The organism is Natronorubrum texcoconense, from assembly GCF_900100335.1.
GTDB classification, from domain to species: Archaea; Halobacteriota; Halobacteria; order Halobacteriales; family Natrialbaceae; genus Natronorubrum; species Natronorubrum texcoconense.
Map to the genome: position 1 here is coordinate 39379 of NZ_FNFE01000007.1, position 26980 is coordinate 66358.

The 26980-nt window shown below is 66.7% G+C and carries 21 protein-coding genes; 10 read left to right on the top strand and 11 right to left on the bottom strand.

Going from position 1 to position 26980, the window contains the following annotated elements; all coding sequences use genetic code 11:
- Positions 1-6 precede the first annotated feature (6 nt).
- The gene (pepF, locus tag BLT08_RS18285) at positions 7-1818 is read right to left on the bottom strand and encodes an oligoendopeptidase F (protein ID WP_090310858.1); all 1812 of its coding nucleotides are present in this window, start codon (positions 1816-1818) and stop codon (positions 7-9) included.
- Positions 1819-2013: 195 nt separating this feature from the next.
- Here pepF and BLT08_RS18290 point away from each other — a divergent pair, with 195 nt between their 5' ends.
- Positions 2014-3444, top strand: a complete 1431-nt coding sequence (locus BLT08_RS18290; RefSeq protein ID WP_090310859.1) for a M28 family peptidase — start codon at positions 2014-2016, stop codon at positions 3442-3444.
- A gap of 118 nt (positions 3445-3562) precedes the next feature.
- Complete coding sequence (locus tag BLT08_RS18295; RefSeq protein ID WP_090310861.1) at positions 3563-6256, top strand: PAS domain S-box protein; 2694 nt, start codon at positions 3563-3565, stop codon at positions 6254-6256.
- Between the two features lie 30 nt (positions 6257-6286).
- On the opposite strand, the gene BLT08_RS18300 is transcribed toward BLT08_RS18295, so the two are convergent.
- The 4 genes from BLT08_RS18300 to BLT08_RS18315 all read right to left on the bottom strand — a co-directional run bounded on the left by BLT08_RS18300 (position 6287) and on the right by BLT08_RS18315 (position 8260).
- Positions 6287-6601 (bottom strand): NifU family protein, encoded by a 315-nt coding sequence (locus BLT08_RS18300; protein WP_090310863.1) that lies wholly within the window; start codon positions 6599-6601, stop codon positions 6287-6289.
- Between the two features lie 61 nt (positions 6602-6662).
- Positions 6663-6905: a hypothetical protein gene (locus BLT08_RS18305; RefSeq protein WP_090310865.1), complete on the bottom strand. Its 243-nt coding sequence runs from the start codon at positions 6903-6905 to the stop codon at positions 6663-6665.
- 65 nt (positions 6906-6970) lie between these two features.
- Positions 6971-7828 carry a tRNA pseudouridine(38-40) synthase TruA gene (gene truA / locus BLT08_RS18310; RefSeq protein WP_090310866.1) on the bottom strand — a complete coding sequence of 286 codons (858 nt, stop codon included), beginning with the start codon at positions 7826-7828 and terminating at the stop codon, positions 6971-6973.
- A gap of 75 nt (positions 7829-7903) precedes the next feature.
- Entirely contained in the window at positions 7904-8260 is a 357-nt protein-coding gene (locus tag BLT08_RS18315) for a carboxymuconolactone decarboxylase family protein (RefSeq protein ID WP_090310868.1), read from the bottom strand.
- Positions 8261-8400: 140 nt separating this feature from the next.
- Between BLT08_RS18315 and BLT08_RS18320 the strand changes: the two genes are divergently transcribed.
- Positions 8401-9372 carry a nucleoside hydrolase gene (locus BLT08_RS18320; RefSeq protein ID WP_090310870.1) on the top strand — a complete coding sequence of 324 codons (972 nt, stop codon included), beginning with the start codon at positions 8401-8403 and terminating at the stop codon, positions 9370-9372.
- Between the two features lie 37 nt (positions 9373-9409).
- Here BLT08_RS18320 and BLT08_RS18325 read toward each other — a convergent pair whose 3' ends face one another.
- The gene (locus BLT08_RS18325; protein ID WP_090310872.1) at positions 9410-10369 is read right to left on the bottom strand and encodes a PfkB family carbohydrate kinase; all 960 of its coding nucleotides are present in this window, start codon (positions 10367-10369) and stop codon (positions 9410-9412) included.
- 174 nt (positions 10370-10543) lie between these two features.
- Positions 10544-11923 carry a sulfatase family protein gene (locus tag BLT08_RS18330; RefSeq protein ID WP_090310874.1) on the bottom strand — a complete coding sequence of 460 codons (1380 nt, stop codon included), beginning with the start codon at positions 11921-11923 and terminating at the stop codon, positions 10544-10546.
- A 165-nt stretch (positions 11924-12088) separates the two neighbouring features.
- Here BLT08_RS18330 and BLT08_RS18335 point away from each other — a divergent pair, with 165 nt between their 5' ends.
- From BLT08_RS18335 to BLT08_RS18355, 5 genes are all read left to right on the top strand, one after another.
- Complete coding sequence (locus BLT08_RS18335; protein WP_175529377.1) at positions 12089-13600, top strand: sulfatase family protein; 1512 nt, start codon at positions 12089-12091, stop codon at positions 13598-13600.
- A gap of 80 nt (positions 13601-13680) precedes the next feature.
- A complete protein-coding gene (locus BLT08_RS18340) occupies positions 13681-13971 on the top strand; it encodes an Hsp20/alpha crystallin family protein (RefSeq protein ID WP_090310878.1) in 291 nt (96 codons plus the stop codon).
- Between the two features lie 131 nt (positions 13972-14102).
- Positions 14103-15704 (top strand): hypothetical protein, encoded by a 1602-nt coding sequence (locus tag BLT08_RS18345; RefSeq protein WP_090310881.1) that lies wholly within the window; start codon positions 14103-14105, stop codon positions 15702-15704.
- 46 nt (positions 15705-15750) lie between these two features.
- On the top strand, positions 15751-18459 hold the full coding sequence (locus BLT08_RS18350) for a heavy metal translocating P-type ATPase (protein WP_090310883.1): 2709 nt from the start codon (positions 15751-15753) through the stop codon (positions 18457-18459).
- Positions 18460-18876: 417 nt separating this feature from the next.
- Positions 18877-19416: a flavodoxin domain-containing protein gene (locus BLT08_RS18355; RefSeq protein WP_090310884.1), complete on the top strand. Its 540-nt coding sequence runs from the start codon at positions 18877-18879 to the stop codon at positions 19414-19416.
- 291 nt (positions 19417-19707) lie between these two features.
- Here BLT08_RS18355 and BLT08_RS18360 read toward each other — a convergent pair whose 3' ends face one another.
- Entirely contained in the window at positions 19708-21069 is a 1362-nt protein-coding gene (locus BLT08_RS18360; RefSeq protein WP_090311341.1) for a restriction endonuclease, read from the bottom strand.
- 121 nt (positions 21070-21190) lie between these two features.
- Here BLT08_RS18360 and BLT08_RS18365 point away from each other — a divergent pair, with 121 nt between their 5' ends.
- Positions 21191-21592: a hypothetical protein gene (locus tag BLT08_RS18365; protein ID WP_090310885.1), complete on the top strand. Its 402-nt coding sequence runs from the start codon at positions 21191-21193 to the stop codon at positions 21590-21592.
- Positions 21593-21707: 115 nt separating this feature from the next.
- Positions 21708-22646, top strand: a complete 939-nt coding sequence (locus BLT08_RS18370; RefSeq protein WP_090311343.1) for a hypothetical protein — start codon at positions 21708-21710, stop codon at positions 22644-22646.
- Positions 22647-22676: 30 nt separating this feature from the next.
- Here BLT08_RS18370 and BLT08_RS18375 read toward each other — a convergent pair whose 3' ends face one another.
- From BLT08_RS18375 to BLT08_RS18385, 3 genes are all read right to left on the bottom strand, one after another.
- Positions 22677-23600, bottom strand: a complete 924-nt coding sequence (locus tag BLT08_RS18375; RefSeq protein WP_090310887.1) for an LLM class oxidoreductase — start codon at positions 23598-23600, stop codon at positions 22677-22679.
- Positions 23601-23849: 249 nt separating this feature from the next.
- A complete protein-coding gene (locus tag BLT08_RS18380; RefSeq protein ID WP_090310890.1) occupies positions 23850-24911 on the bottom strand; it encodes a zinc-binding metallopeptidase family protein in 1062 nt (353 codons plus the stop codon).
- 96 nt (positions 24912-25007) lie between these two features.
- Complete coding sequence (locus BLT08_RS18385; protein WP_090310892.1) at positions 25008-26978, bottom strand: aconitate hydratase; 1971 nt, start codon at positions 26976-26978, stop codon at positions 25008-25010.
- Positions 26979-26980 lie beyond the last annotated feature (2 nt).

A 26980-nucleotide genomic window follows, 5' to 3' on the forward strand; every position in this document is an offset into this window, starting at 1 on the left:
GGAACGCTACTCGAGCAGCGCGTCCATCTCCTCGAGTCGCTGGCCGTAGCTCTCGAGCGCGCGATCGATCGGGTCCGAACTGCTCATGTCGACGCCGGCGATGCGCAGCAGTTCGAGGGGATACTCCCGGGAACCGCGCCGGAGGAACTCGAGGTAGTCCTCGGCCGCGTCGCGGTTCGGCTCGCTGCCGGCTCCGTTCGGGAGGACGTCGTCGACGATGGCCAGCGCGGCCGAAATCCCGGTCGCGTACTGGTAGACGTAGAACGCGCGGTAGAAGTGGGGGATGCGCATCCACTCGCGGGCGATGTGGTCGTCGACGACGGCGGGCTCGTAGTACTCCGATTTGAGTCCGCGGTAGAGTTCGTCCAGTCGGTCCGCCGTCAGCGGTTCGCCCTCCTCCTCTAAGCGGTGGGCCTCGTGTTCGAACTCCGCGAACAGCGTCTGTCGGTAGAGCGTCGAGCGGACGCGTTCCAGGAATTCGTTGAGCACGTGCTTGCGGAACTCGGGGTCGTCGACGGTCTCGAGCAAGTGATTCGTCAGCAGGGCCTCGTTGACCGTACTGGCGACCTCGGCCACGAAGATTTCGTAGTTCGAGTAGACGAAGGGCTGTTCGTCTTTCGTCAACTCGGAGTGCATCGAGTGGCCGAGTTCGTGGGCCAGCGTGTACATCGAGGAGATGTCGTTCTGATAGTTCATCAGGATAAAGGGCTGGGTGTCGTAGGTGCCGCCCGAGTACGCCCCGGACTGCTTGCCCTCGTTCTCGTAGACGTCGACCCAGCGCGAGTCGAGACCCTCGGCGACGCGGGACTGGTACTCCTCACCCAGCGGCGCGAGGGAGTCGACGACCCACTCCGCGGCTTGATCGTACTCGACGTCGGGACCCTCGTCGCCGGTCAGGGGCATGTAGACGTCCCACATCTGGAGCTCTTCGACCTCGAGGGCCTGTCGCTTGAGTTCGGCGTGGTGGTGGAGCTTGTCGATGTTCTCGTGGACGCTGTCGACGAGCGTGTCGTAGACGTCGACGGGGACGTTGGGACCGTCGAGGGCGGCCTCGCGAGCCGTGTCGTAGTTTCGCGCCCGGGCCGTCTTGACGTCGGCCTTGACGCTGTTCTTGTAGGCCGAGGCGACCGTGTTTCGGAGCGACTCCCACTCGTCGTAGTACTCCTCGTGGACCGTCCGGCGGAAATCGCGGTTCGGCCGTTTGAGCAGGTTGACGAAGTTGCTCTGGGTGATTTCGACGGCGTCACCGTCGGAATCCTCGACCGTGGGGAACGCCATGTCCGCGTTCGCGAGCATGTTGTACACCTCTCCCGTCGCGCCCGTGACTTCGCCCAGTTCGGCGAGCAACTCCTCGACTTCGGCCGAGCGCGTGTGCGGTTTCATCCGCAGGACGTCGTCGACGTAGTGGTCGTACGTCTCGAGCGCCGGTTCCGCGTCGACCATCTCGTCGAACGCCTCGCGCGTCAGCTCCTGCAGTTCGGGATCGATGAACGAGGCCGCGGAGTGGGCGTCGGAAGCGAGCGACTGCGCTCGCGCCGTCAGGGCCTGATACTGCTGATTCGTCGTGTCCTCGTCGCGACGCATTCGAGCGTAGGAGGCGACCATCGACACCTCGCGCATGATCTCGTCGCGCAACTCGAGCGTCTCGAGGAGCGTGTCGGCGTCGTCGGTAACCTGTCCTTCGTACGCGGCGAGTTCGTCGACGCGCTCGGCGACCGTCTCGTAGGCGCTCTCCCAGTCGTCGTCGGACGCGTAGATGCTCTCGAGATCCCAGGTATAGTCCTCGTCGACCTCGGAGCGTTCGGGAACAGAACTCATAGCACGCGTTTCGGAACGTAGGTGGTAAAGGGTATCGAAGGGGGATGGTCACACCACACACGACAGAACCGTCGGGACATCGCCGAGCGGTCGGTTTGGTCGCCGAGACGGTAGTCGAACGGTCTCCGTCTCGCGCGACCAATCCCGGCCGAATCCGACCAGCAAAATATGCCGCTCGAGCGCGAATAGCCGGCTATGGACGACGAGGCAATCATCGACGAGCGACTCGAGCGCGCGCTCGGTCGTGCCTGGAGCGACGACCGGGGCTGGGAACTGCTGACACGATTGACCGAACTCCCCCACCGGATGGGGGGTTCGCCGGGCGAACGCCGCGCCGCAGAGATCGTTCGCGAGGAGCTGACCGACGCCGGACTCGAGGACGTCGAGTTCCAGGAGTTTCCCATGCAGTACTGGGAACGAGGCTCCACGGAGTTCGCCGTGCTGGGAAGCGAGACGACGACCGGCGGGAGCGGGGATTCGGGAACCGATTCGGATCCGCAGCGTGACAGCCCTGAGTCGGGATCCACGGGCGTCGACCGCTCGTTCGAGGCGATCGCACTCCCGTACGCCCCGGCGGGCGACGTTGAGGGACCGTTAGTCGACGTCGGCTACGGGACGCCGACGGAACTCGAGGACGTCGATCTCCAGGGGGCGATCGCCGTCGCGAGTACGACGACGCCGTCGGGCCAGCGGTTCGTCCACCGGATGGAGAAGTTCGGTCACGCGGTCGCGGCGGGCGCGAAGGCGTTCGTCTTCGCGAATCACGTGCAAGGACAGCTACCGCCGACGGGGGCGCTGAAGTTCGACAGCGAGGCCGCAGTTCCCGGCGTCGGCGTCAGCGCCGAGACCCACGACTGGCTGACCGAGTACGCCGACAGGGGGGCTCGAGGGCGGCTTCGCGTCGACGCCTCGACGCAGGACGGCTCGAGTCAGAACGTCCACGGGACGCTTGGCCCCGACACGGACGAGGAGGTCCTCGTCGTCGCCCACTACGACGCCCACGACATCACCGAGGGGGCACTGGACAACGGCTGCGGTATCTCGACCGTCGCCGCCGCGACGTCGATCCTGTCGGCGATCGAGGGTGACCTCGACTGTCGGGTCCGGATCGCCGGCGTCGGCTGCGAGGAGATCGGATTGCTGGGTGCCGAGGCGATGGCCGACGAACTCGACCTCGAGTCGATCCGCGCGGTCCTCAACGTCGACGGCGCGGGCCGGTTTCGGAACCTGAAGGCGTACTCCCACGGCTCCGAGCCGATCGCGGAACTGGCTGAAGAAGTGACGGACGCGGCGGGCCAGCCGGTCGTCCACGAGTCGGATCCGCACCCGTTCAGCGATCACTGGCCGTTCCTGCGGGCGGGAGCACCCGCACTCCAACTGCACAGCGAGCCGCCGGAGGGCTCCGAACGGGGCCGCGGCTGGGGACACACGAGCGCGGACACGCGAGACAAGGTCGATCCGCGGAACCTCCGCGAGCACGCCATGCTGACGGCGCTGCTGGTTCGCGAACTGACGCGGACGGACGTGCCGCGAGTCGAGGCCGGCGAGTTACGCGAGCAACTACGAGAACAGGAGTACGAGCCGGGGATGCGGGCCGCAGAGGTTTGGCCGGACGGGTGGGAGTGAGAGACGGCTCGCGAGCCAACGTGAACTCCGGCGTTGAAAGACGGGAGCCGACGGGAACGACTCCGTGAATCGCCGAGACCGGCAGGAGATTTAACTACAGCTATCGATTGGAGACGGTATGAGCGATCCGGGAGAGCGCGTAGGGTCGAACTCGCGGACGGTCGAGGAGGGGCCGTCCCGCGAGTACCGGACACTCGCCGACACCCTCGAGGACGGCGTCTTCCAACTCGACGCCGAGGGGCGGTTCGTCGCGGTCACCGACGGCATCGTCGACCGGACGGGGTACGCCCGCGACGACCTGCTGGGCGCACACGTCTCGCTCGTCGTCCGCGAAACGGATACCGAACGCCTCGAGCGAGCGCTTCGATCGCGACTCGAGAGCGACGGCGACGATACGACACAGGAGGTCGTGATAGAGACGGTCGAGGGCGACCGTGTCCGATGCGAGCTACAGTGGAGTCGACTCGTCGAGGACGGCACGTTCGAGGGGATCGTCGGCGTCGTCAGCGAGGTCGACGACCGGACCGGCGCGGGCGGCCGGAGCGAATCCATCTGGGAGCGGTACGAATCGATCACGAGCGTCATCGACGACGCCGACGTCGGCGTGTTCATCCTGGACGAGGCGTTCGACATCGTATGGATCGACGAGACGATCGAACGGTACTTCGGCCTGAGCCGGGACGACGTCGTCGGCCGGGACAAGAAGACGGTCATCGAAGAGACGATCCGGGACCGGTTCGCCGATCCTGACGCGTTCGCGGAGACCGTGCGAGCGACCTACGACGACAACACGTACGTCGAGCAGTTCGAGTGTCACATCACCGCCGGCCCCGACCGCGAGGAGCGCTGGCTCGAGCACCGGAGCAAGCCGATCGAGTCGGGTCGGTACGCGGGTGGTCGAGTCGAACTGTACTACGACATCACCGACCGGAAGGAGTCGGAACGAGCCCGACGGGAGAGCGAACGGCGGTTTCGATCGTTGATCGACGCCGTCGAGGAGTACGCGATCTTCACCCTCGACCCGGACGGACGGCTCGCGAGCTGGAACGAGGGTGGCGAACGGATCGCGGGCTACGACTCGTCACAGATTCTCGGCGAGCACGTGTCGGTGTTTTACACCGACGAGGATCGAGCGAACGAGGTCCCGGAGCGCCAGCTCGCACGAGCGAGGGAGGAGGGGTCCATCGAGGACGAAGGCTGGCGCGTTCGGGCCGACGGCTCGCGATTCTGGGCGAGGGTAACGATTACCGCGATCCGAGACGACGACGCCGAGATACAGGGGTACGCGAAGATCACGCGCGATATGACCGAGCGACGGGAGCGCGAACGACAGCTGCGTCGCGAGCGGGATCTGACCGAACGGATCCTGGAGACGAGCCCGGTCGGCATTGCCGTGGTGAACTCCGACGGTTCGACGAGCCGAGCGAACGAACGGATGGCCGAACTGCTCTCGGTTCCGGCGAGCGAAATGTCGGGGTACAGCGCGGGTCAGCGCGAGATGTTCGATGCGAACGGGGAGTTTCTCCCGGTGGAACGCCGCCCGGCGAGCCGCGTTTTCGAGCGGGGAGCGCCGGTGTACGATCAGGAGATCCTGCTGTCTCCCGCGACGGAACGGCGAACGTGGCTGTCGGTGAACGCGACGCCGATCACCGACGACGGAGGCTCGCCGGAGCGGGCCCTCGTCACTGCGACGGATATCACCGATCTGAAAAAGCTGGCGGACCGCCGAAAGCGGGAACTGCAGGAACGGGAGAAAGAGCTCGCCGCCGTCCGCCTCGCGACGGATCTGCTCGAGACCGGTGACCAGCCGATCGAGACCCTGCTTCGCGAGTTCGTCACGGAGCTTCCACAGTTCTTCAAGTATCCCGAACGGACCGGTGCACGCGTCTCGGTCGGCCAGCACGTCGCAGCCACCGACGGGTTCGATCGGATATTGCCGACGATCAGCGCTCGCACCAGGACGGACACCGGGACGCCGATCACGATCGAGATCGGGACCGCCGCGAGCACGCCTGAACCCGACGCGGAACCGTTTCTCGAGGAGGAACGCGAACTCATCGAGACGCTCGCGACGCTCGTTCGCTTTCACTTCGAGCGCCAGGAGTACATCGACGAGTTACAGGCGGAGACCAGGCGCTTAGAGCAGTTCGCGTACGCCGCCAGCCACGACCTCCAGGAGCCGCTGCGGATGGTCTCGAGCTACCTCCAGTTGCTCGAGCGCCGCTACGGCGACGAGTTCGACGACGACGGCGAGGAGTTCATCGGCTACGCCGTCGACGGCGCCGAACGGATGCGGGACATGATCGACGGGCTGCTCGCCTACTCGCGGGTCGAAACCCGCGGCGACCCGTTCGAGCGGGTCGATCTGGACGCCGTGCTCGACGACGTTCTATTGGATCTCGAGCGGCGGATCGCCGAAACCAGCACCGAGATCACCGCGACGGAGCTACCGACCGTCGAGGGAGACGCCAGCCAACTCCGACAGGTGTTCCAGAACCTCATCATCAACGCGATCGAGTACAGCGAGGACATTCCGCAGGTCGAGATCTCGGCCGAACGAAGCGGAGACCAGTGGATCGTGTCGATTCGTGACGAAGGGATCGGCATCGACCCCGATGAGACGGATCGAATCTTCGAGGTCTTTCAGCGGCTCCACAGCCGCGAGACTCACGCCGGAACCGGTATCGGGTTGGCGCTGTGTCGGCGGATCGTCGAGCGCCACGGCGGCGAGATCTGGGTCGACTCCGAGCCAGATCAGGGATCGACGTTCTCGTTTACGTTGCCGGCGGCCAACGGCGTCGGCGGGAGCTAAAAAGGAGCGACTCGCCGCGAGAGATCATCCCTAGAAGGGGACGTCGTCCGAAATGTCCCGAGACGTCCCCTCACTCAGCCCGTCGAAGCCGGTGGTCACCGAGACGTAGTCGATCGCGTCGATCTCGCTCGGGAGCCGCCGCTGGATCGCCTGCGTCGTCATCGGACTGACGCCACAGCCGCTGCAGGCGCCGCTTAAGTTGATCTCGACGTGGCCCTCCTCGAGATCGACGTCGGTGATCGAGGAGTCGCCGCCGTGGGCCTGAATCTGGGGGAAGTTTCGCTGGAGGAACAGCGACACCGCTTCTCGAACCTCGTCTTCGGGGGACTGGACGGACTCGCTCATGCTCGACTCGAGGATCCGGATGGATAAATCTCTGTTCACCGCTCGAGTCGGTCGTCTCGTTTCACCCCCGCATCTCGGCGTCGACGGCGGTTCGAACGGTCCGAGCGACGCCGAGCATCGCGATGAAACAGCCGGCGACGACGAGCGCGACGAACAGGAAGATCCCGATACCGACCGCGCCGACGTTGGAGTAGGCGAGCAGCGGCGAGGCGACCTGATAGCCCAGATAGACGATAACGATGCCCGCGGAAACGTGCAGCGACGCCCGCCAGTACGCGCCGTACTCTTCCGGTGAGAGTTCCATGCTCCGAGGTGTCTTCCTCGACACAAAAAGGCTCGTCAAGGGACCGGGTACCGTCGGTCGTCGACTCATCGGACGCCGTCGGCGATCTGCCCCGCCACGCGCGAACCCGTCCGGCGGTCGATCCGTCGCCGCTCGAAGATCGCTCGAGCGCTCGCAGCCGCCTCCTCGTCCACCGCGAACTCGAGGTCGGGGTAGTCGACCGCGGCCAACACGAGCGGTTCGGGAGGCGCGGGCGCGATTCCCTCGTGACCCGGCAGCGGGTCGGAACCGAACGTGCGGTCGATCTTCGCGAGCGGCTCCGCCCCGGTGGCGACGTCGCGGGCCAGCGAGACGAGCCGCCGGACGAGTTCGCGGGCGAAGCCGCTCGCGGTGACCGTCACGACGAGATAGTCGCCGTCGCGGGACGCCTCGAGCGTCGGCGCGCGCTCGGTGTTGTGGTCGTCCGGCGTGAGGTTGTGGAAATCGTGACTGCCCGAGAGCGCCTCGCAGGCGGCGCGGAACCGAGCGTCGTCGACGGCGTGTTCGCCCGCGATTCCGGCCGTATCGCCGGCGTCGGCTAGATTCGGCGGCGCATACAGGTGGTACGTGTACGTCCGACTGGCTGCATCGTGGGTCGCGTGAAAAGCCTCGGACGCGTCACCGGCCGCCCACGCCCGAATATCGGCGGGGAGTTCGGCGTTGAACGCCCGCGGCGTGAGCCACTCCGGGACCGCGAGCGCCACCGTCTGGGCGAGCGCGGAGACGCCGGCGTCGGTCCGGCCCGCCGCGGCGTAGCCGTCGGGTTTGTCGGCGTCCGAGGCGAGAGCTCCGAGACCGCGCAGGGCGTCGAATACCGCATCCTCGACGGTGGGTACGTCGGGCTGGCGCTGAAAGCCGTAGTAGCCGGTTCCGTCGTAGGCGATCCGGAAGGCGCGCGTCGGCATCGGCTCGACGGATGGACGCCAGCGTGTTAGGCGCGTCGAACGGCGCCAGCCTGCCATCGCACTCGAGGTGATGTGCTATCGCTCCGCCTCCTCGTCGGTGACATCCCTAATCCAGCTCAGGGCGGCCATCGCCTGCGGGAAGCCGACTGTCGGAATCGCGAGGACGGCGACCTGCTCGAGCGCCTCGGGGTCGTGGCCCTCCTCGAGTCCACGACGGACGTGCGAGTGGACGGCCCCTTCGGACTGGGCGGCGACTGCGAGGCCGAGTTTGACGAGTCGCTTCGTCTCGTCGTCGACGGGACCGGCCGCGGAACAGGCTTCGCCAAGGTCGGCGTAAGCGTCCCAGACCTCGGGGTGGCGCTCCGCGAACTGGCCGGCGGTCGACGGCAGCTCTTCCGTCGGATCGTCGATCTCGTCTGCATCGTTTGCCATGCTCGTTCGCGTCGTCTTTCCGGACGGGAATAAGCCCGGGTGGGAGTTGCCAGTCGACGGGAACGAATACCTCGCAAGCGGCGGTTTCGGTCGGCAGTCTCTCCCCGGCGTTTTATGCCCGTCAGGTTCCGAGAGTCCCCATGAGCCGCCCACTGCTGGTCGATACGGATCCCGGCTGCGACGACGCCGTGGCCATACTAACCGCCCTCGAGCGCGCCGATCTCGAGGTCGTCGGACTGACCACCGTCCACGGCAACGCGCCGGTTTCGGAGACGACCGAGAACGCCAGGTCGATTCTCGAACTCGTCGATCGCACGGACGTGCCCGTCGCGAAGGGCGCCGATCGACCGCTGACCGTCCCGCTCCGGACGGCCGAACACATCCACGGCGAGGGCGGGATCCGCGGCGACTTGCCGACGCCGACGGCTGCGAGCCGGCCCGTGGACGTCCACGCCGCGCAGTTCATCGTCGAGCAGGCTCGAGCGCACGCGGGAGAGCTGACGCTCGCCGCGATCGGGCCGCTGACGAACGTCGCGCTCGCACACGCGATGGAACCGGACTTGCCCGACCTGCTCGACGAACTCGTCGTCATGGGCGGGGCCGCGTTCAGTTCGGGCAACGTGACGCCGCTGGCCGAGGCCAACTTCCACACCGATCCCCACGCCGCCCACCGGGTCGTTCGGGACTGTTCGCCCACGCTCGTCGGCCTCGACGTCACGGCCGACGCCGCCGTTCCGCCGGCGGAAATCGAGTCGCTTCCGCGAGACGACTCGCTGGGACGGGCCGTCCGCGAGTGGCTCACCTACTACGGCGACGAGCAACTCGAGCAGTACGGGATCGAATCGGCCGCGATTCACGATGCCCTCGTGATCGCGGCCATCGTCGACGACGGCGTACTGGAGACCGAGCGCTATCCGATGGAGGTCGGAATCGACTCCGACATCGCTCGCGGAGCGCTGGTCTGCGATCGGAACGACGTGAGGGGTGAGCAGCCGAACGGCTCGGTCGCCCTCGAGGCCGACTACGAGCGGTTTCGGGAGATCGTGACCGAGTCGCTCGAGCGATCTCTCGACGGACCCGAGGCGAAACCGAGCGAGGACTCCGTCGCGTGAGAGAACGGGGCGCCGTCGGTGACGCCGATGTTGACGGTCAACCGTCCCCGGGCCTACGTTCGAGGACTTTCTCGACCGTCTCGCGGTCTGGAATCGCGTGCTGGACGCCTTCCGCCTCGGTCGCCAGCGAGCCAGCGACGGTCGCAGCCTCGAGCGCTCGCTCGAGCCCCGCTCCCGCACCCACCAGCGCTGCGAGGTAGCCACAGAAGGCGTCGCCCGCACCGGTCGTGTCGACCGGTTCGACGACGGGCGGCGTGACCTGATATTCGACGGCACCGGTCGCGACGACGTCGTCGGCTCCCTGCGTTCGGACCATCGTCCCGTCGAACGCCGCGAGTTCCTCCTCGAGCGCCGCGTGCTCGGTTTCGTTGACGACGACGATATCGACGGCCGAACGCGAACAGAGCGGTCCGGCTCCCTCGGCCGGAGCCGGGTTGAACACCACCGTCGGACGGGTGGGCTCGTCCTCGAGGCGCTCGAGCAGCCGATCCGCCGCGGTGACGGGAATCTCGTTCTGCAAGAGGACCGCGTCAGCCGTCCGAATCCGTTCGACGTGGCGGTCGACGTACGCCCCGTCGACCGCGTCGTTCGCCCCGCCGACGATCGCGATCCACGACTCGCCGGCGTCGTCGACGAACACGTACGCTTTGCCCGTCTCGCGATCGGCGACGATCGCCACGTGGTCGACGTCGACGCCGCGGTCGGCGAGCGTCTCGAGCACGCCGAACTCGGCCTCGTCGGCCCCGACGCAGCCGAAGAACGCGGCCTCGGCGCCGGCGCGAGCCGCCGCAACCGCCTGATTTGCACCCTTGCCGCCGACGACGTTCTCGTAGCGTTCGGCCTCGAGGGTCGGCAGGTCGGGGCTGCAGTCGATCCGAACGGTCTCGCCGGCCGCCGGAAACCAGTCGTATCGTGTCTCGAGGTCGCGGATTCGGTCGGCCGGCAGGTACCGGGTCCGGTCGACGTTAGCGCTGCCCAGACTCACGACGTCGGTCATTCGTGCCGTAGCTTCGATCGCGGGGGTATTAATCCGGTCGTCAGCCGACGCTCGGCTGCCCCGCTCGCCGGCCGGCTTTTGGGTGTCCCGGTCGTTGGCCGGTCTTCGGGTGTCCCGGCCATCGATCGGCTTTCGGGTACCTCGAGCGCCGGCCCAGGCCGTGGCCCGTCCGCGTCAGTTCCGCGTCGCCTCCCGGTCGTCTTCGCGTCGCGGATGGACCGTCTCCCAGTCGTTGGGCAGGACCGGTCCCTCGAGCAGGGGATCGTCGGTCTCGGCCATCCAGTCGAGTAACTCGTCGCGGAGCCGGTCGCGAACGGCCTCGACGGCCGGGTCGTCGGGTTCGTCGTCCGCGAGGTTCTCCTGCTCGAGCGGGTCGGCCTCCAGATCGTACAGTTCCTCGTACGCTCGCTGCTCGCCGTAGTACTCCTCTTGGACCTCGCGGCCGGCCTCGCTGGCGTAGATATCCGTCGTCATGTAGACCGCGGGTAAGTGCCAGAAGTTCCGGATGTACTTCCAGCGCTCCGTGCGGATCGCCCGGATCGGGTTGTACCGATCGTGCCAGGTCATCCCGGCGAAGAGTCGGTCGCGCGACTCGTACGCGGATTCGCCGTCGCGCAGTAGCGGCGCGAAACTCCGGCCGGCGAGCCGGTTCGGATCGGGCATCGACGCCCCCGCGACCTCGAGCAGCGTCGCGAAGACGTCGACGTTGCTCACGAGGTCGTCGACGACCCGACCGGACTCGAGGACGCCGGGCTGGCGCATCAGAAGAGCGCCCTCGATGCCGGCGTCGAAGCAGGTTCCCTTCGCTCGCGGCATCGCCAGCCCGTGTTCGGTCGTGAAGACAACGAGGGTGTCCTCGGTGAGACCCGCCTCGTCTACGGCCTCGCAGATTCGCCCGACGCCGTCGTCGATCGCGCCGAGCATCCCCTGCATCTCGGCGATATCCGACCGGATGCCGGGTCGATCGGGGAGGAACTCGAGCGGTTCGACCGCGTCGGGATCCGGCGTCTCGTAGCGGTCGCCCTCGAAGCCGAAGCCGCCGTTCTCCTCGACTCGGTGGAGCTCGAAGAAGCCGACCGAGGCGAAGAAGGGGTCGTCGTGGTCGCCCGCCTCGAGCATCCCGGCGACGTCGTCGGCGACGTCTCGAGCGCGGGCCGTCTCGTGGACCGAGGGCGGTGCGTCCGCCGTCAGCGGCTCGTCGCTGTGGATTCGATCGTAGCCGAGCCGGTCCGGATATTCGGTGAGATGCTGGAGGCCGAACAGGTGCGTTTCGTAGCCGGCCTCCGCCAGCAGTTCGGGCAACAGTCGCTCGTCGGGACCGAGCTCCCAGTTCCCGTGGGCCAACCCGAGCATCCCGTTCTGGTGGGGATGACGGCCGGTCATGAGACTCGATCGGCTGGGCGAACACTGTGGAGCCGTCACGAAGTGGCGATCGAACCGGACGCCGTCGTCGGCGAGGGCGTCGATGTTCGGCGTGTCGACGGCCGCACCGTAACAGCCCGCGTACGTCCCCAGATCGTGGCAGTGGACGAGAACGATGTTGGGTGAGACCATGGCCGTGGTGTATGGGAACGAGCCGAGTAAGCGTTCGGACTGCAACAGCCGCGAGATCGGGTCTCGACGGCGAATATCGAGGATATGGATACATTCCAATATCGTGAACCACCTGCATACTCCGGGGCGGTGACCTTCCCTGCGAGGGGCGGAGCTGTACCAACCATGGCGGACTCTACCGAATCCGATGCGGCCTCGAGTAACGAGCGTGACTCGGAGTCACATTCCACCGTGCGGAACGTCGTTCTGGTCGTTCTCGACACCGCTCGAGCGAAGAGCAGCGGGCCGAAGACGAGCCCGACGTTGACTCGCCTCGCAGACGAGGGAACCGCCTTCACCAACGCCTTCGCGACGGCGCCGTGGACGCTCCCCTCCCACGCGTCGATGTTTACCGGCACCTACTCCTCCGAACACGGGACCCACGGCGGTCACACCTACCTCGACGAGGGGTTGCGAACCCTCGCCGAATCGTTCGCCGATTCCGGATACGAAACGATCGGCGTCTCGAACAACACCTGGATCACCGAGGAGTTCGGCTTCGATCGGGGCTTCGACGAACTCCGAAAGGGCTGGCAGTACATCCAGTCCGACGCGGACATGGGGGCCGTCGTCCGCGGCGAGGACCTTCGCGAAAAGCTCGACGCGACCCGAAATCGACTCTTCGACGGCAACCCGGTGGTCAACGCGGCGAACATCCTCTACAGCGAAGTGCTCCAGCCGGCCGGCGACGACGGCTCCGACCGATCGACGACCTGGGTCGCGAACTGGCTCGCCGAGCGCGACGCCGACGATCCGTTCTTCCTGTTCTGTAACTTCATCGAACCCCACGTCGAGTACGACCCGCCGCGGGAGTACGCCGAACGATTCCTCCCCGAGGGCGCGAGCTACGAGGAGGCGGCCGCGATCCGACAGGACCCCCGCGCGTTCGACTGCGAGGACTACGAGCTCACCGACCGCGACTTCGCCCTCCTCCGCGGACTCTACCGGGCCGAACTCGCTTACGTCGACGATCAGCTCGGCCAACTCCGGACCGCGCTCGAGGAGAGCGGCGAGTGGGAGGACACCCTCTTCGTCGTCTGCGGCGACCACGGCGAACACATCGGCGAGCACGGTTTCTTCGGTCACCAGTACAACCTCTACGACACCCTGATCAACGTCCCGCTCGTGTTCCACGGCGGCCCCTTCACCGACGGCGGCGAACGCGACGACCTCGTCCAGTTGCTCGACCTCCCCGCCACGCTGCTCGAGACCGCAGGCATCGACGACCCCGAACTGCTCGAGCAGGGCTCGAGTCGCTCGCTCCACCCCGATTCGACGGCGCCGCCGCGGGACGCCGTCTTCGCCGAGTACGTCGCCCCGCAGCCCTCGATCGAGCGCCTCGAGGCCCGTTTCGGCGACATCCCCGACCGCGTCCGCGAGTACGACCGTCGGCTTCGCGCGGTTCGGACGCGGGAGTACAAGTACGTCCGCGGCGACGACGGCTTCGAGCGCCTCCACGACGTCACGACCGATCCGAACGAGCGCGACGATATCGCGGCCGAGGAGCCCGAGCAGGTTCGGACGCTCCAGCGTCGGCTCGAGGAGCAGTTCGAACCGCTCGAGGACGCCGACGCGACGGGTACGGTGGAGATGCGCGAGGGGACCAAAGAACGGCTGGCGGATCTGGGGTACCTCTGAGCGGCGGCGAGAACGGCCACCTATCAAACCGATATCTGTGCACGCGGGTCGACTTCCGTCTGCCTTCGATACGTGGCTGCATGCCCTCCGCCACGCACACGACAACGCAGTTTCCGACTCGAGCGGTCCACGACCGATCGACCGGGCGGCTGACCGTCGTCGTCGATGCACTTCCGGCCCCCGTCGACGACATTACGGTCACCGCCAGTTCGACGCGCGTCTACCTCCGAATCGAACAGGAAGACACCACCTTCGAGCGGGTCGTCTCCCCGCCGGTCCGCCTGGAGGAGTTCACCGACGACCGCGAGGCCGTCTACAACAACGGCGTGCTCACCGTCACGGTCGGGACGGAACGGCGATACGGGCACTGAGTCAGCCGCTCCGTTCGCCCGAGTGGGTGTGCCTGCAATGAGCTTTTGCCCGGGGATCCGATACACTCGAGCCACGAGTTTCGTCTCCCGTCTCGAGTCCGAATCACTCGGGAGAGCCACAACGCCACCCGATGACCACACACGACGCATCCGCTGACGCGAACGGCTTCGTTCGGTTCTTTCGCAACTACACGAAGACGTGGATTCACGCCGTCGCGACGGCCGGGTTGACCGCGTTCGGGACGCTGACCATCGTCCACCGCTGGTTCGCCGCGCTCGCGATCGCGTCCTATCTCGTCCCGCCGATCGCGCTCTATCTCCGGCACGGGCGGGCGCGCCCGCGAGAGGATTCGGCGTCAGTTGCGGACTCGAGCGACGGGAGCAGTTCCTCGAGCGGCGACGAGCGTGAGAGCGGGAGCGTCGCCGAGAGCGGTCAGTCGGGCGAGTCGGAACACGCCGGCGCTCGAGCATCGGCACAAGAAACGACGACGAACGAGTCTACGGCAAACACGCCGGACGCCGCTGCGGACGCCTCTTCGAGCGAGACGGCCGGAACGGAACCGAACACGACAGTCGAGCGACGCTCCACGGCAGGGTCGGGCGGCGACGAAGCCGGTGGGGCGGCGCTCGAGCACGCCGATTCCGTGAACGGAGACGCTGCCGAACCAGCGAGGAGCGACGCGGCAGTCGACGAGGAGCCAACGGAGGCCGGCACCACTCGAGACCAGTCGACAGTCGACGAGTCGACGGGAGCATCGGCGGAGACCCAGCCCGAGTGGAACGCCGTCGACGTTCCAACGGATGCGACGCTGCGTGACGCGACCGTTTCGAGCAGCGGCGGCTACGCGGTCGGTGACGGCGGCACGGTCCTCGCTGATAGCGGGAACGGAGAAAGCGGCGGAAACGGCGAAAGCGCCGATACCGGCGGAAACGGCAAAAGCGCCGATACCGGCGGAAACGGAGAAAACGGCGACGGAGACGAGTGGCGCGTTCTCCTCGAGGACGGTCCCACCGCCGGCGGCAACGACCTCCGAGGGGTCGACACGACGAGCGACGGCGGCGCGGTCTGGGTCGCGGGCGACAGCGGCTCGCTGGGACGAATCGACGACGAGACCGGCCGCCACGTGGACTACACGGCCCCCGATGATATCACCGACAACTGGCTGGGCGTCGCCGTCGCCGGCGAGAGCGGCGCGGAGACGATCCTCCTGATCAACGGCTCCGGAGCCGTCCTCCGCGGGCGGTACCGCGGCGACGCCCTCGAGTGGACCGGCCCAGAGAAACCCGGCAGCGGCTCAAGTCTGAGCGGCGTCGCGCTCCTCGAGGACGGCGTCGGCTACTGCTGTGACACCAACGACGGCGTCTTCGAGACGACCGACGGCGGCGAGTCGTTCGAGCGGGTGGGACTCGAGGGAGCCGACGGGACGCTCACCGACGTCGCGACGACGGGAGAGGGCGAGTGTCTGGTGGCCGCGGACGACGGCGTCGTCCACCGCTACGACGGCCCGACGTGGACGCCCGAGCGCGTCGCCGACCGGGCAGCGTCTGGAATCGCCCGCCACGACGAACGCGTCACGGTGTGTACCGACGACGCAGTGTACGAACGGGCCGGCCCGACCGGGGACTGGGAGCGGTTCGACGTCGACGCGTCCGGCCCGCTGCTGGGGGTCTCGATCGACGGCGCTCGAGGGGTCGCGGTCGGCGAGAACGGCACCTTCGTCGAGCGAAGCTGACGAGCGCTGCGACCACCGTTATGGTACTCGGCGGCGGAGCGTTCGTGTGGCGAGTGATCAGGAATCGGCGCGGGATCGCTGTCGCCTCTGTGGAGCGGCGTGTTCCGAACCCACGGACGAGTCGGCGTCGGAGGCGGCTGTGAATCCGGATACGGATTCGGAGCCGGATATCGATCCGGATTCTGAACCGGAGCCCGAGGGCCCGTTCTGCTCGAGCGGCTGTCGCGAGGTCGCCGCGGAACTCGGCTGCCCCCACGGCGACGACCATATTGCCGAGGGACACTCGGTCGAGAGCGGGAGCAACACCGCGGAGGCGGCGTCCACGGAGACGACTTCCGCCGAGCACGTGCGCGCGTTCTTCCGGGTCGACGGCATGCACTCGACGCTGTGTGAGTCCTACCTCGAGTCGATCGCCGAGCGGTGCGAGGGCGTCGCGGACGCGGCGGCAAGTTACGTGACGGAGACGGTGCAGGTCGATCACGATCCCGATCGGGTGTCGGCGGCGGAACTCGAGGATGCGCTGAGCAGAACGGGGTACACCGCGTACCGTCGCGAGGAGGCCGCGGGTGGGGACGACGGCGGGTCCGTTGTTTCCGGGGGACGGAGTAACGACACGAGTACCACCCGCCGATCCCGCGAGATGCGGGGGATGCGCAAACGACGCTCGGAGGACGTCCTCGAGATCCGCTACATCGTCGGGATCGTCTTCGGCTCGTTCCTGCTGGTGCCGTACGTGACGGTGTTCTACCCCGTCTATCTCTCCCGATACACGGAGTACTGGCTGTTCGCTCAGTACGGCGAAACGTTCGCGAGTTTCGACGGGATGCTGTTCCTGCCCGTCTTCTTCGTGCTGACCGCGGCCGTCCTCTACCTGACCGGGATGCCGTTGCTTCGCGGGGCCTACGTGAGTTTGAAACTCCGGCAGCCGAGCACGCAGTTGCTCGCCGCGCTGACGATCGTGGCCGCCTTCTGTTACGGGACGCTCTCTTTTTTCGAGGGGCGACCCGAGGTCTACTACGACCTGACGATCCTCGTCGCCGCGACGGTGATGGCCGCCGTCTTCTACGAAGAGACCGTCAAACGAGCGGCGCTGAACCGACTCACCGATCTCACGGTTTCGCAGGTCGATACGGCCCGCATCCTCGAGTCCGACGGAACGACGCGAGCGATTCCGGTGGCGGACGTCGCGGCCGACGACCGCCTGCTCGTCCGCGCCGGCGAACGGATCCCGGTCGACGGCCGCGTCGCCGAGGGCGAGTGTACCGTCGACGAGGCGGTCGTCACCGGCGAATCCCTCCCGATTTCGAAAGCCGCGGGGGACGAGGTGATCGGCGGCTCGGTCGTGACGGGCGACGCCGCGGTCGTCGACGTCGGCGACCGGACCGCGAGCAGCATCGAGCGGTTAACCCGAACCGTCTGGAACCTCCAAAGCGCGGACCACGGCGTCCAGCGCCGGGCAGACGAACTCGCCGGAATCGCCCTCCCGCTCGTCGTCGTTGCCGCCGTCGTCGTCGGTCTCGCGGCCGTCCTGCTGGGATCGAGCGGGCCGGCCGTCGCGTCGGCCGTTCTTCTCACAGTCGTCGTCGCGAGTCCGTGGGCGCTCGCGCTCGCCACGCCGTGTTCGATCGCCTCGAGCATCCGCGACGCCCTCGAGTCCGGCATCGTCGTCTTCGACGAGAGCGTCTTCGAACGGCTGCGCGAGGTCGACTGCGTCGTCTTCGACAAGACGGGGACGCTCACGACCGGCGAGATGACCGTGCTCGAGGCCGAGGGGCCTGACGAGCTGTTACGGGCTGCCGGGACGCTCGAACGACGCGCGGCACACCCGGCTGCGGCGGCGATCGCGGACGCCTTCGCCGACGGGATCGACGAGGGCGGGAGCGACCAGACTCGAGCGGATGGCGGGAACGAACAGGCACGAACCGATGGCGGAAACGAGCGAGCGCGAACGGACGGCGGAATCGCCGACGAGGGACCGAGTGAGACGGGTGACGGCCCGGAAGAGAAATCGGTGAAGGAGTTCCAGCGCCACGCGACCGGCGTCGAGGGGGTCGTCGACGGCCAGCGGCTGGTCGTCGGTCACCCCGACTTCGTTCGGGTGGCGGGGTGCGAGTTCGAGGCCGATCTCGAGCGCCGAATCGACGACGTGCGAGCGGACGGCCACCTCCCCGTGATCGTCGGTCGGGACGGACGCGCGGAGGGCCTCGTCGTCGTGGGTGACGAACCGCGAGCGGAGTGGGAAGACGTGGTGTCCGCGCTCGACGCCCGCGGCGTCGACGTCGTGGTCCTCACCGGCGACGACGAATCAGCGACGGCCCGTTTTCGGGACCAGACCGGGGTGAGTCGCGTCTTCTCGAGCGTCCCGCCGACGGGAAAGACGGCCGCGATCCGGCGACTGCGCGAGGACGGCTGCGTCGCGATGGTCGGCGACGGGACGAACGACGCGCCCGCGCTCGCCGCGGCGGATCTGGGGCTCTCGCTCGGCGGCGGGACGGCGCTGGCCGCCGACGCGGCCGATCTCGCGATCGTCGAGGACGATCTCGCCGCGGTCGAACGCGCCTTCGCGCTGGCCCGCGGCGCTCGCAGGCGCGTAATGCAGAATCTCGGGTTGGCGCTCGCCTACAACGCGATCGTGATCCCCGTCGCGCTTGCGGGCCTGTTGAGTCCGGTGGTGACCACTCTTGCGTTGGTTCTCAGTGCGGCGTTGATCGTCGGAAACTCCTCGCGGGCGCTGCTCGAGGAGCAATTCGCGTAAATCGTTCAGAGACGGCTCGATACGGGTCGACCGAGCGACTGCTTCTCGGTGGACGCCCGAGAAACAAAAAGTGCAGGCTGAGGCGTTACCACTCGACTGACCGAGCCACGTGCGGTGGCGCGCACTGAGCCGCGGTGAACCAACAGTGAACCGCGGCTCGAAGATGTGCGAGGGATGAGCGAGCGACCCCGGAGCGAGCGAATCGGCTGGGGAGGATGTGGTACTCATCGCCGCCAGCGATAGCAACACGTTCGTCCTCACCAACACCTCAGCAACAGAGCTCCGTTCACTACGCCCACCAAGTGACCGACTCGAGCGGGTCAGTTCAGGTACAACGCTCAATACCCACATCGTCGAACAGGGACTCGAGATGTCTCTGTTCGACCCCGAATCCGCGGCCGCTCGAGGCGGTCACCGATGACCCGCGTGCTCGTCGCCTACGGCTCGAGCGAGGGCCAGACGGCCACGATCGCCGAACGAGTGGGTGACGTCCTCGACTCTGCGGGCCACGAGCCAGTGCTGATTCACTTAAAACATCCTCCGTCGGGGCTCGACGTGGCTGCGTACGACGGCGTGATCGTCGGCGCGTCGATCCACGCCGGCTCCCATCAGGGGTACGTCGCCGAGTTCGTTCGCGACCACCGCGAGACCCTGAACCGGAAGCCGTCAGCCTTTTTCTCGGTGAGTCTGACGGCGGCGAACGCGGATCCGGTCGAGCGAGAACCCGCACGGGAGTTGCTCGAGGCGTTTCTCGAGGAGACGGGCTGGGAGCCGGACGGGACGCTCACCGTGGCGGGCGCGCTCAAGTACAGCGAGTACGGACTGGTAAAACGGTTCGTGATGCGTCGAATCGCGGGAAAGGCGAGCGGCGATACCGATACGTCACGGGACTACGAGTATACGGACTGGGACGAAGTCGAGGCGTTCGCACTCGAGTTCTCATCTCAGCTCAGCTGAACGACTGTATTGCTCTCTTTCCGACGGACATGGCGAGTCGAGCGTTCTGCTGACGCTGGCGGCGATGAGTGCCACGTCCTCCCCAGCCGATTCGCTCACTTCGTCTGCTCACGGGCGCGAAGCGCCCGTTCGCATGGTATGCGGGACCGGAGGTCCCGCACTATTCGCTCATCCCTCGCACGATTTTGTGCCGTGGTTCGCCCCCTGGCTCACCACGGCCCAGCGCGCGCCACCGCACGTGGACCGATCGGTCCGAAGTGACGCGTGGGAAGTTCTCCTCGTCGGGCGAATTTACACGAGACCGAGCGAGAGGACGACCAAGAACGCCGCAAACAGCAGACAGAGGACGGTGCCCGCGGCCAGTCTCACGTTCTCCTTTGCCTTCTCGTGGATCGGCATCTCGGCGTACTCCTCGCGGAAGGCCTCGAGGTTCTCCTGATCGTAGAAGTACTTGGTATCGAACGCGAACCGCTCGGTCACGGCGCAGCCAGTACAGACCGGTTCGCCCACGAGTCGCTCCGTCTCGATGTGGTCGTCGCAGTTGATGCTCCCGCAGTTGGTACAATAGGTGTAGGTCTCGTTCGCGCCGTCGGCGCCGCAGTGGACGCACTGGCGAAACTCGTTCGTCGTGGTCGCTCTCGAGGGACCCGCGGCGTAGTGGCCGTACCGATACTCGTACTCGCCCAGCGAGACGCGCGAGCGAACGTGGGGCACGTAGACCGGGTCGATCGACCAGATCGAGATATCCGACGGTCTCGGGGTACAGGTCTTCTCGTAGTCGACGTTGTTGCCGCCCGTGTACTGGACCGTCGTGGTGTGGACCTGCTGGAGCCGATCGATCGCCCACTGTTTGTAGGTCGTCTCGGTCCGGCCGAATCGCCGCCGTTCGACGCCGTCGAAGGTTTCCTCGAGATTTCGATCCTCGAGGTCGATGCGGGGGGCCGACGGGTTCGCGACCAGTTCCTTGACGTCGCCGGTCTCGATCCGCGGCGTGTCGCCCTCGGCGCGGATCACGAGGTCGTCGGACTCGTCGACCTGGTGGACGATGCCGACGCTCGTCTCGAACGTCGCGTTCGTTCTCGTGTGGACGGTCACCATCGGCTCGAGCGAGACGGTCGTCTCCGGCGTCGGGATCATCGCGGGCTCGAGGTTCTCGATCTCACGGGACGCTTCGAAGACCGGCGCGTCCCGCCCGCAGGTCGGGTTGGTCGGCCGGAGGGCCTCCTCACAGAGGATCTCGATCCGGCCGTTGTAGAGGTCCATGCCGATCTCCTCGCCGATCTCCCGAAGGTCCGCGCCGTCGAGCAGTTCCATCCCGCCGTCCCGTCTGGCACCGAGGTCCTGTGCGTACTCTCGGGCGGGAGCAGTGAAGCGTCCAGTCGTCACCACCATCCCCCGGACGGGCCCGTCGTAGTCGTAGGTCGTGACCGCCGAGTGGAGCTTCTGGATAACCGGACGGCTGACGGTCTCCGTGTGTTTGCACTCGACGACGACCGCACGTCGGCTCCCGTCGACGACCTCCTCCATCAGAATATCCCGCCCCTCGTCGGCCGTCCGCCTCGATTGGCGGACGTTCTCGTAGCCCAAGTGGCGGAACACGTCCTCCATCAGGTCCTCGAACTCGTAGCCCGAGAGGTCGTCGAGTATCGCCATCGCGTTCACGGAATCTAGATAGTCAGGGAACCATAGCGTTTCGGGTCGAGTATCGGATTCGAGAATCGGCAGCCGTTGCCGAGCCTGAAACGTCTTTTGTCGCGTTCGTGGTCGCAGGCCTATGACAACTGACCCCGACGATCTCGAGTTGACCGACGCCGAGGAGCAGGCCCTCCACGAACTGCAGCTGGGCATCGAGCACATCCACCGGGCGTACGGGACCCTCCTCGAGTTCCACCACGATCTCGGCCACGCAATGGATCGGATGAGCAGCGCCGAGGATGCCCTCCGCGAGGCCGGTCACGACGAGTGGGCGGACGATCTTCGCGACGAGCACCTCCCCGCAGGGGCGATCAGCGACCAGTGGACGTTCGAACTCGTCGAAGAGTTCTCGACCGAGTTCCTCGATGAGGTCGACGACTTCGAAGCCGCGGTCAGGGACGAACTGGCCGACGGACTCGATCACGTAACCGAGCGCCGCCAGAAGCGACGGTTGCGCGACCGCGCGACGGACGAGCGGTAACGGCCGGCGAAACTCTACGCGTTCGATACAATTATTTGATGGGACGCCAGATAGTTGATCGAATGGGGGATTCGGAAATAGCGACGGCTGGGGACGCCGTCGGGCTAAGATGGCCATGAATCGAACACGACGAACGATCGTCGCGACCATCGGCGGCTCGATCGGCGTGCTCACTGCGGGGACGCTCGCGGCCTCGTACTGGTCCAGCGACGGATCCGGCGAGTCGGCGGTCGACGGCGAGAGCGCGGTCCTCGAGTTGACCGACGATGGGGTCGAGGCCCACGGCGACCTGTTCGACGGCGAGGTCCAGCGTCCGCCAGTCACGTTCGACGTCGTGAACGGGCGTTCCGAACCCGTCTCCGTCACGCTCGCCGCCGACGCGTTTCGACTGAACGCGACGGACGCCACGACGACCGACGACGGCCGACTCGTCGTCGGAGACGGCTCGAACGACCGACTCCAGCCCGGTGATCGACTCGCGAACGTGGTCGTCGAACTGACGTTGGACGCCGCCACGCGAGCGAGAGAGCGAACGATCACGGTGCCGATTGCGGTCGCTATCGACGGCGAGGGGTCGAGCGAGACCGGACCGAAACTCACCCTCGAACGACCCGGATTCGTCGTCGAGGAGGCGGCGCTGGCGCTGCGTCGAGTCGACGACGACACCGTCGAACACCGATGGACCCTGTCGAATCTCGACACCGGCGGCGTCGCGCTCGAGGCGCTTCGGTTCGATTACACTGACCTCGAGGCGGGCTCCTCGCATCGGTTCGACGACGCGAAGTCGCTGTCGACGACGGTCGTGGTCGACGGCACCGAACGCGAGGCCGAGATCGAACGCCGGACGGCGGATCGGATCGACGTCGCGCTCGCGGAGCCGCTCGAGACCGACGATGCATCGTTCGAACTTCGACTCGTGAAATCGGAATCCGAATCGGCGTCGTCGGCGACCCAACCGCCGGACGGAAAGCCAGGAACCCGGAGCGGGGCGACGCTCGAGTTCGTCGGCGACGGGTACAGCGGGCGCGTCGAGGGCGTCTGGAGCGATTCCTGAATCCGAGGTGAACGGACGAGTTCGAGTGCGTTACAGGCCGTCGATAATCTCGTCGGCGAACGTCGCCAGCGCCGCCTCCCGATCGTCGTTCTGGATCCCGACGATCGCGTGATCGAGCCCGTACTCCTCGAGCCGTCGGAAGTAGTCCCGAAACCACTCGATCCCCGCGTGAAAGCCCAGATGTAGCGGTTCGGGCTCAGCCGTCGGCTCGTCGGCCAACTCGACCCGGACGGCGATCGAGAACGGCTTCTCGTCCGTCCGCTCCCGCCAGTCCGCGAGGTAGCTCTCGAGCGTGCGTTCGGGAAGGTGGTAGAACAGCCAGCCGTCGCCGTGCTCGGCGATCCACTCGTCGGACTGCCGCGAGTTGCCGGTCGGGAGGAGCGGGATCGTCTCCTCGACGGGGTTCGGCACCACCTCGAGGTCGCCCTCGAGTCGCCCCCACTCGCCCTCGATAGTCGGGTACTCCTCGCGCCAGACGGTTCGGATCGCCTCGTACCGCTCGCGAAACGCCCGGCCGCGCTCCTCGCGGTCGACGTCAAAAGCAGGGTACTCGGGGTCGCGGTCGCCGGAGGCGACGCCCAGGACGAGTCGGCCGCCCGAGAGCTGATCGACCGTCGCGGCCGATTTTGCGACGTGGATCGGATGACGGAGCGTAAGCACGACGCTCGAGGTCCCCAGCGCGATCTCGTCGGTGTGGGCGGCGACGTGGGAGAGCCACGGCCAGGTGTCGAACGTTTGGCCGGCATCGCCAAATTTGGGCCAGTAGGTCGGCACGTCGCGCGCCCAGAGGCCGTCGAAACCGACGGCTTCCGCGTGTTTCGCGAGCCGAATCTCTTCGGCGACGTCCGGCGTCGAGCGATTCGCGCCCGTGAGCGGAAAGCCCGCGCCGAAGGTCAGGCCGTCGCGGTCGAACAGTCGTCGGTAGCCCTCGTTTTCGTGTCCCCGGGTCGGCATTCGCTCGAGCTATCGGCTCTGTTCGGATGTCGGTACCGGTTCGGACCCGAGATCGGCTGTCGGTACCGGTTCGGACCCGAGATCGGCTGTCGGTACCGGTTCGGACCCGAGATCGGCTGTCGGTACCGGTTCGGACGAGACACCAGTTCGCGTGCGAGCGCCGAGAGTCATACTGTTTGCTGTAAGTCATTTCCAGTGGGACCGCGACCGTCTTGCGAACCCACCGGTACATCGGTACAGCAAACCGTATCAGATATCGACGGCGAACGGCGCGAACTCGTGTGCGTCGCTCGCGAACGCGCCGAGGAGGGCCGCGATCTCCTCGAGGTCCTCGGTGTCGATCAGCTCCACGGGGGTGTGCATGTACCGGTTAGGCACGCTGACGACCTGCGAGGGGATGCCGCCGGCCGCCGTAAAGAAGCCGTCGGCGTCGGTTCCCGTTCCGAGCCCGAGCGCTTCGACCTGCACGGCGATCTCGCGGTCGTCGGCGACCGACCGCAGCGCCTCGAAGAGCACCGGGTGGTTCGTACTCCCGCGTCCCAGCGCCGGCCCCTCGCCGAGTTCCATCTGACTCGTCTTCTCTTTCGGTGCCGAGGGGTAGTCGACCGCGTGACCGACGTCGACGACGACGACGGCGTCGGGCTCCAAGTCGAAGCCGACCATCTGGGCCCCCTTGATCCCGACTTCCTCCTGGACGGTCGAGACGGCGTAGACGGTCGCCTCGGTGCCGGCTTCGACGGCCGACCGAAATCCTTCGGCGGCAGCCCACGTCCCGACGCGGTTGTCGAGCCCGCGGGCGGCCAGCCGCGTCTCCGAGAGCCAGGAGACCGTCGACGAGAACGTGATCGGATCGCCGACTGCGAGGCGCTCGCTCGCTTCCTCCTCGTCTTCGGCCCCGATATCGATCCAGAGGTCGGAGATCTCGGGTCCGTCGCCGTCCTCCTCCCGGAGGTGGATCGCCGTCTGGCCGACGACGCCCTCGACGGGACCGTCCGCGGCGTGAATCGTCACGTGTTGACCCTGCGAGACCGACGGATCGCTGCCGCCGATGCGGCCCGGCCTGACGAAGCCGTCGTCGTCGATCGATCTGACGATGAACCCGATCTCGTCAGCGTGTCCGGTGAGGACCACTTCGGGCGCGTCTGGATCCCCTTCGTGAACGGCGATAGCGTTCCCGTAGGCATCCGTTCGCACGTCGTCCGCAAACTGTTCGACGTAGTCCAGCCAGACGCGCTGACCGCGCGTTTCGTAGCCCGACGGGGAGGGCGTCTCGAGCAGTTCGACGAGGAAGTCACGCGATGAAGCGTCCATAGCCGACTCTTACGGGCGATAAATAAATATCATCGGCTATCGAGTTCTCGCGGACAACAAAAAATCGAACCGGTGTCGCTCGCTGCAGCGAGTCGATCAGTCGTCAGCGGGAGTTCCGGCGCTGCCGCCTTCGGCCTGGTCTTTCGTCCAGGAGAGCTTGCCACCGGCCGCGAGGATTGCACGTTCGCGTTCGGAGGCGTCCAGCGTCGCGGTGTACTCGTCGCCGTTGACGAGGACCGTGAACTCCTCCTGACCGCTGGTGACGGCGTCGTAGACGTCGTCGTCGATCTCGATCTCGTCGCCCTGATCGATCGCGTCGTAGGTGTCCTCGTCGATCGTCAGCGGGACGATCCCGAAGTTAAAGAGGTTCGCGCGGTGGATCCGGGCGAAGCTCTGTGCGAGGACGCCTTCGATGCCCAGATACATCGGACAGAGGGCGGCGTGCTCACGCGAGGAGCCCTGGCCGTAGTTCTCGCCGGCGACGAGGAAGCCGCCGTCGGCGTCCAGCGCGCGCTGTGCGAAGGTGTCGTCGACGCGCGAGAGCGTGAACTCGCTCAGTTTGGGGACGTTCGACCGGTACATCAGGATGTCCTGGGTTGCAGGGATGATGTGGTCGGTCGTGATGTTGTCCTCCATCTTGAGCAGCGCTTCGCCCTTGATTTCGGAGCCGAGCTGGTCTTTCAGCGGGACGTCGCCGATGTTCGGACCCTTGATGAGTTCGTCGTCGACGGCCTCGTCGGGGGCGATGAGGTCCGTCTTGGAGCCGTCGTACTCGTCGGGAAGCTCGACGCCGGGGGCCTCGAGGTCGCCGAGTTCGTCGGCGAGGTTCCGTGGATCGATGATCTCGCCCTTGAGCGCGGCCGCGGCCGCGACCTCCGGCGAACAGAGGTAGACGTTGTCGTCTTCGATCCCGGAGCGACCCTCGAAGTTGCGGTTGAAGGTTCGCAGCGAGACGGAGTCCGAAGCCGGAACGTGACCGATGCCGATACACGCACCACAGGTGGCCTCGGAGAAGTTGACGCCAGCGGCCATCATCTCCGCGACCCAGCCCTCGCGGGCGAGCATCTCGGAGGCCTGCTTGGAGCCGGGCGCGACGATCGTCTCGGTCTCCATCGAGGTCTCGCGACCCTCGAGCATCTTGGCGACGGGGAGGATGTCCTCGTAGCCGCCGTTCGTACAGGAGCCGACGATGACCTGCTCGACGGATTCGCCTTCGACTTCGCTGACGGGGACGACCTTGTCGGGCATCGAGGGCTGTGCGATCAGCGGCTCGAGGTCCGAGAGGTCGACGACGATCTCGTCGTCGTACTCGGCGTCGTCGTCGGGCTGGAGTTCGACGTACTCGTCGCCGCGGCCGACGCGCTCGAGGTAATCTTCGGTCTGGTGGTCGGTTGGGAAGATCGACGTCGTCGCGCCGAGTTCGGTTCCCATGTTGGTGATCGTCATCCGCTCGGGTGCGGTGAGCGACTCGACGCCGGGACCGGTGTACTCGAGGATCTTGCCGACGCCGCCTTTGACGGAGAGGCGACGGAGCAGCTCCAAGATGACGTCCTTCGCGGTGGCCCACTCGGGGAGTTCGCCCTCGAGACGGACGCTGACGATCTCGGGCATCTCGATGTAGTACGGTGCGCCGCCCATGGCGACGGTGACGTCGATGCCGCCGGAGCCGATGGCGAGTTCGCCGATTCCGCCGGGGGTCGGGGTGTGGCTGTCGGAGCCGAGCAGCGTCTTGCCGGGGGCGGCGAAGTTCTCGCGGTGAACGTTGTGACAGATACCGTTACCGGGGCGAGAGAAATGAGCGCCGTAGGTGCCGGCCGCAGAGCGGAGGAAACGGTGATCGTCGGTGTTCTTAAAGTCGAACTGGTAGGTCTGGTGGTCGCAGTACTGGGCTGCGATCTCGGTCTGTACCTCGTCCAGTCCCATCGCTTCGAACTGGAGCCAGACCATCGTTCCGGTCGTGTCTTGGGTAAGTACCTGGTCGATCTCGATCCCGATCTCCTCGCCGGTCTCGAGTTCGCCCTCGACGAGGTGGTCGTCGAGAATCTTCTCGGTGAGAGTTTGTCCCATAG

Bases quoted from the DNA above. Each gene is read 5' to 3' on its own strand.
- BLT08_RS18380 (WP_090310890.1), bottom strand. From the start codon at position 24,911: ATGGACGCTTCATCGCGTGACTTCCTCGTCGAACTGCTCGAGACGCCC.
- BLT08_RS18300 (WP_090310863.1), bottom strand. From the start codon at position 6,601: ATGAGCGAGTCCGTCCAGTCCCCCGAAGACGAGGTTCGAGAAGCGGTG.
- BLT08_RS18360 (WP_090311341.1), bottom strand. From the start codon at position 21,069: ATGGCGATACTCGACGACCTCTCGGGCTACGAGTTCGAGGACCTGATG.
- BLT08_RS18315 (WP_090310868.1), bottom strand. From the start codon at position 8,260: ATGGCAAACGATGCAGACGAGATCGACGATCCGACGGAAGAGCTGCCG.
- BLT08_RS18335 (WP_175529377.1), top strand. From the start codon at position 12,089: ATGGCGGACTCTACCGAATCCGATGCGGCCTCGAGTAACGAGCGTGAC.
- BLT08_RS18340 (WP_090310878.1), top strand. From the start codon at position 13,681: ATGCCCTCCGCCACGCACACGACAACGCAGTTTCCGACTCGAGCGGTC.
- truA (WP_090310866.1), bottom strand. From the start codon at position 7,828: ATGCCGACGCGCGCCTTCCGGATCGCCTACGACGGAACCGGCTACTAC.
- BLT08_RS18305 (WP_090310865.1), bottom strand. From the start codon at position 6,905: ATGGAACTCTCACCGGAAGAGTACGGCGCGTACTGGCGGGCGTCGCTG.
- BLT08_RS18370 (WP_090311343.1), top strand. From the start codon at position 21,708: ATGAATCGAACACGACGAACGATCGTCGCGACCATCGGCGGCTCGATC.
- BLT08_RS18295 (WP_090310861.1), top strand. From the start codon at position 3,563: ATGAGCGATCCGGGAGAGCGCGTAGGGTCGAACTCGCGGACGGTCGAG.
- BLT08_RS18365 (WP_090310885.1), top strand. From the start codon at position 21,191: ATGACAACTGACCCCGACGATCTCGAGTTGACCGACGCCGAGGAGCAG.
- BLT08_RS18385 (WP_090310892.1), bottom strand. From the start codon at position 26,978: ATGGGACAAACTCTCACCGAGAAGATTCTCGACGACCACCTCGTCGAG.
- BLT08_RS18330 (WP_090310874.1), bottom strand. From the start codon at position 11,923: ATGGTCTCACCCAACATCGTTCTCGTCCACTGCCACGATCTGGGGACG.
- BLT08_RS18375 (WP_090310887.1), bottom strand. From the start codon at position 23,600: ATGCCGACCCGGGGACACGAAAACGAGGGCTACCGACGACTGTTCGAC.
- BLT08_RS18325 (WP_090310872.1), bottom strand. From the start codon at position 10,369: ATGACCGACGTCGTGAGTCTGGGCAGCGCTAACGTCGACCGGACCCGG.
- BLT08_RS18345 (WP_090310881.1), top strand. From the start codon at position 14,103: ATGACCACACACGACGCATCCGCTGACGCGAACGGCTTCGTTCGGTTC.
- pepF (WP_090310858.1), bottom strand. From the start codon at position 1,818: ATGAGTTCTGTTCCCGAACGCTCCGAGGTCGACGAGGACTATACCTGG.
- BLT08_RS18290 (WP_090310859.1), top strand. From the start codon at position 2,014: ATGGACGACGAGGCAATCATCGACGAGCGACTCGAGCGCGCGCTCGGT.
- BLT08_RS18320 (WP_090310870.1), top strand. From the start codon at position 8,401: ATGAGCCGCCCACTGCTGGTCGATACGGATCCCGGCTGCGACGACGCC.
- BLT08_RS18355 (WP_090310884.1), top strand. From the start codon at position 18,877: ATGACCCGCGTGCTCGTCGCCTACGGCTCGAGCGAGGGCCAGACGGCC.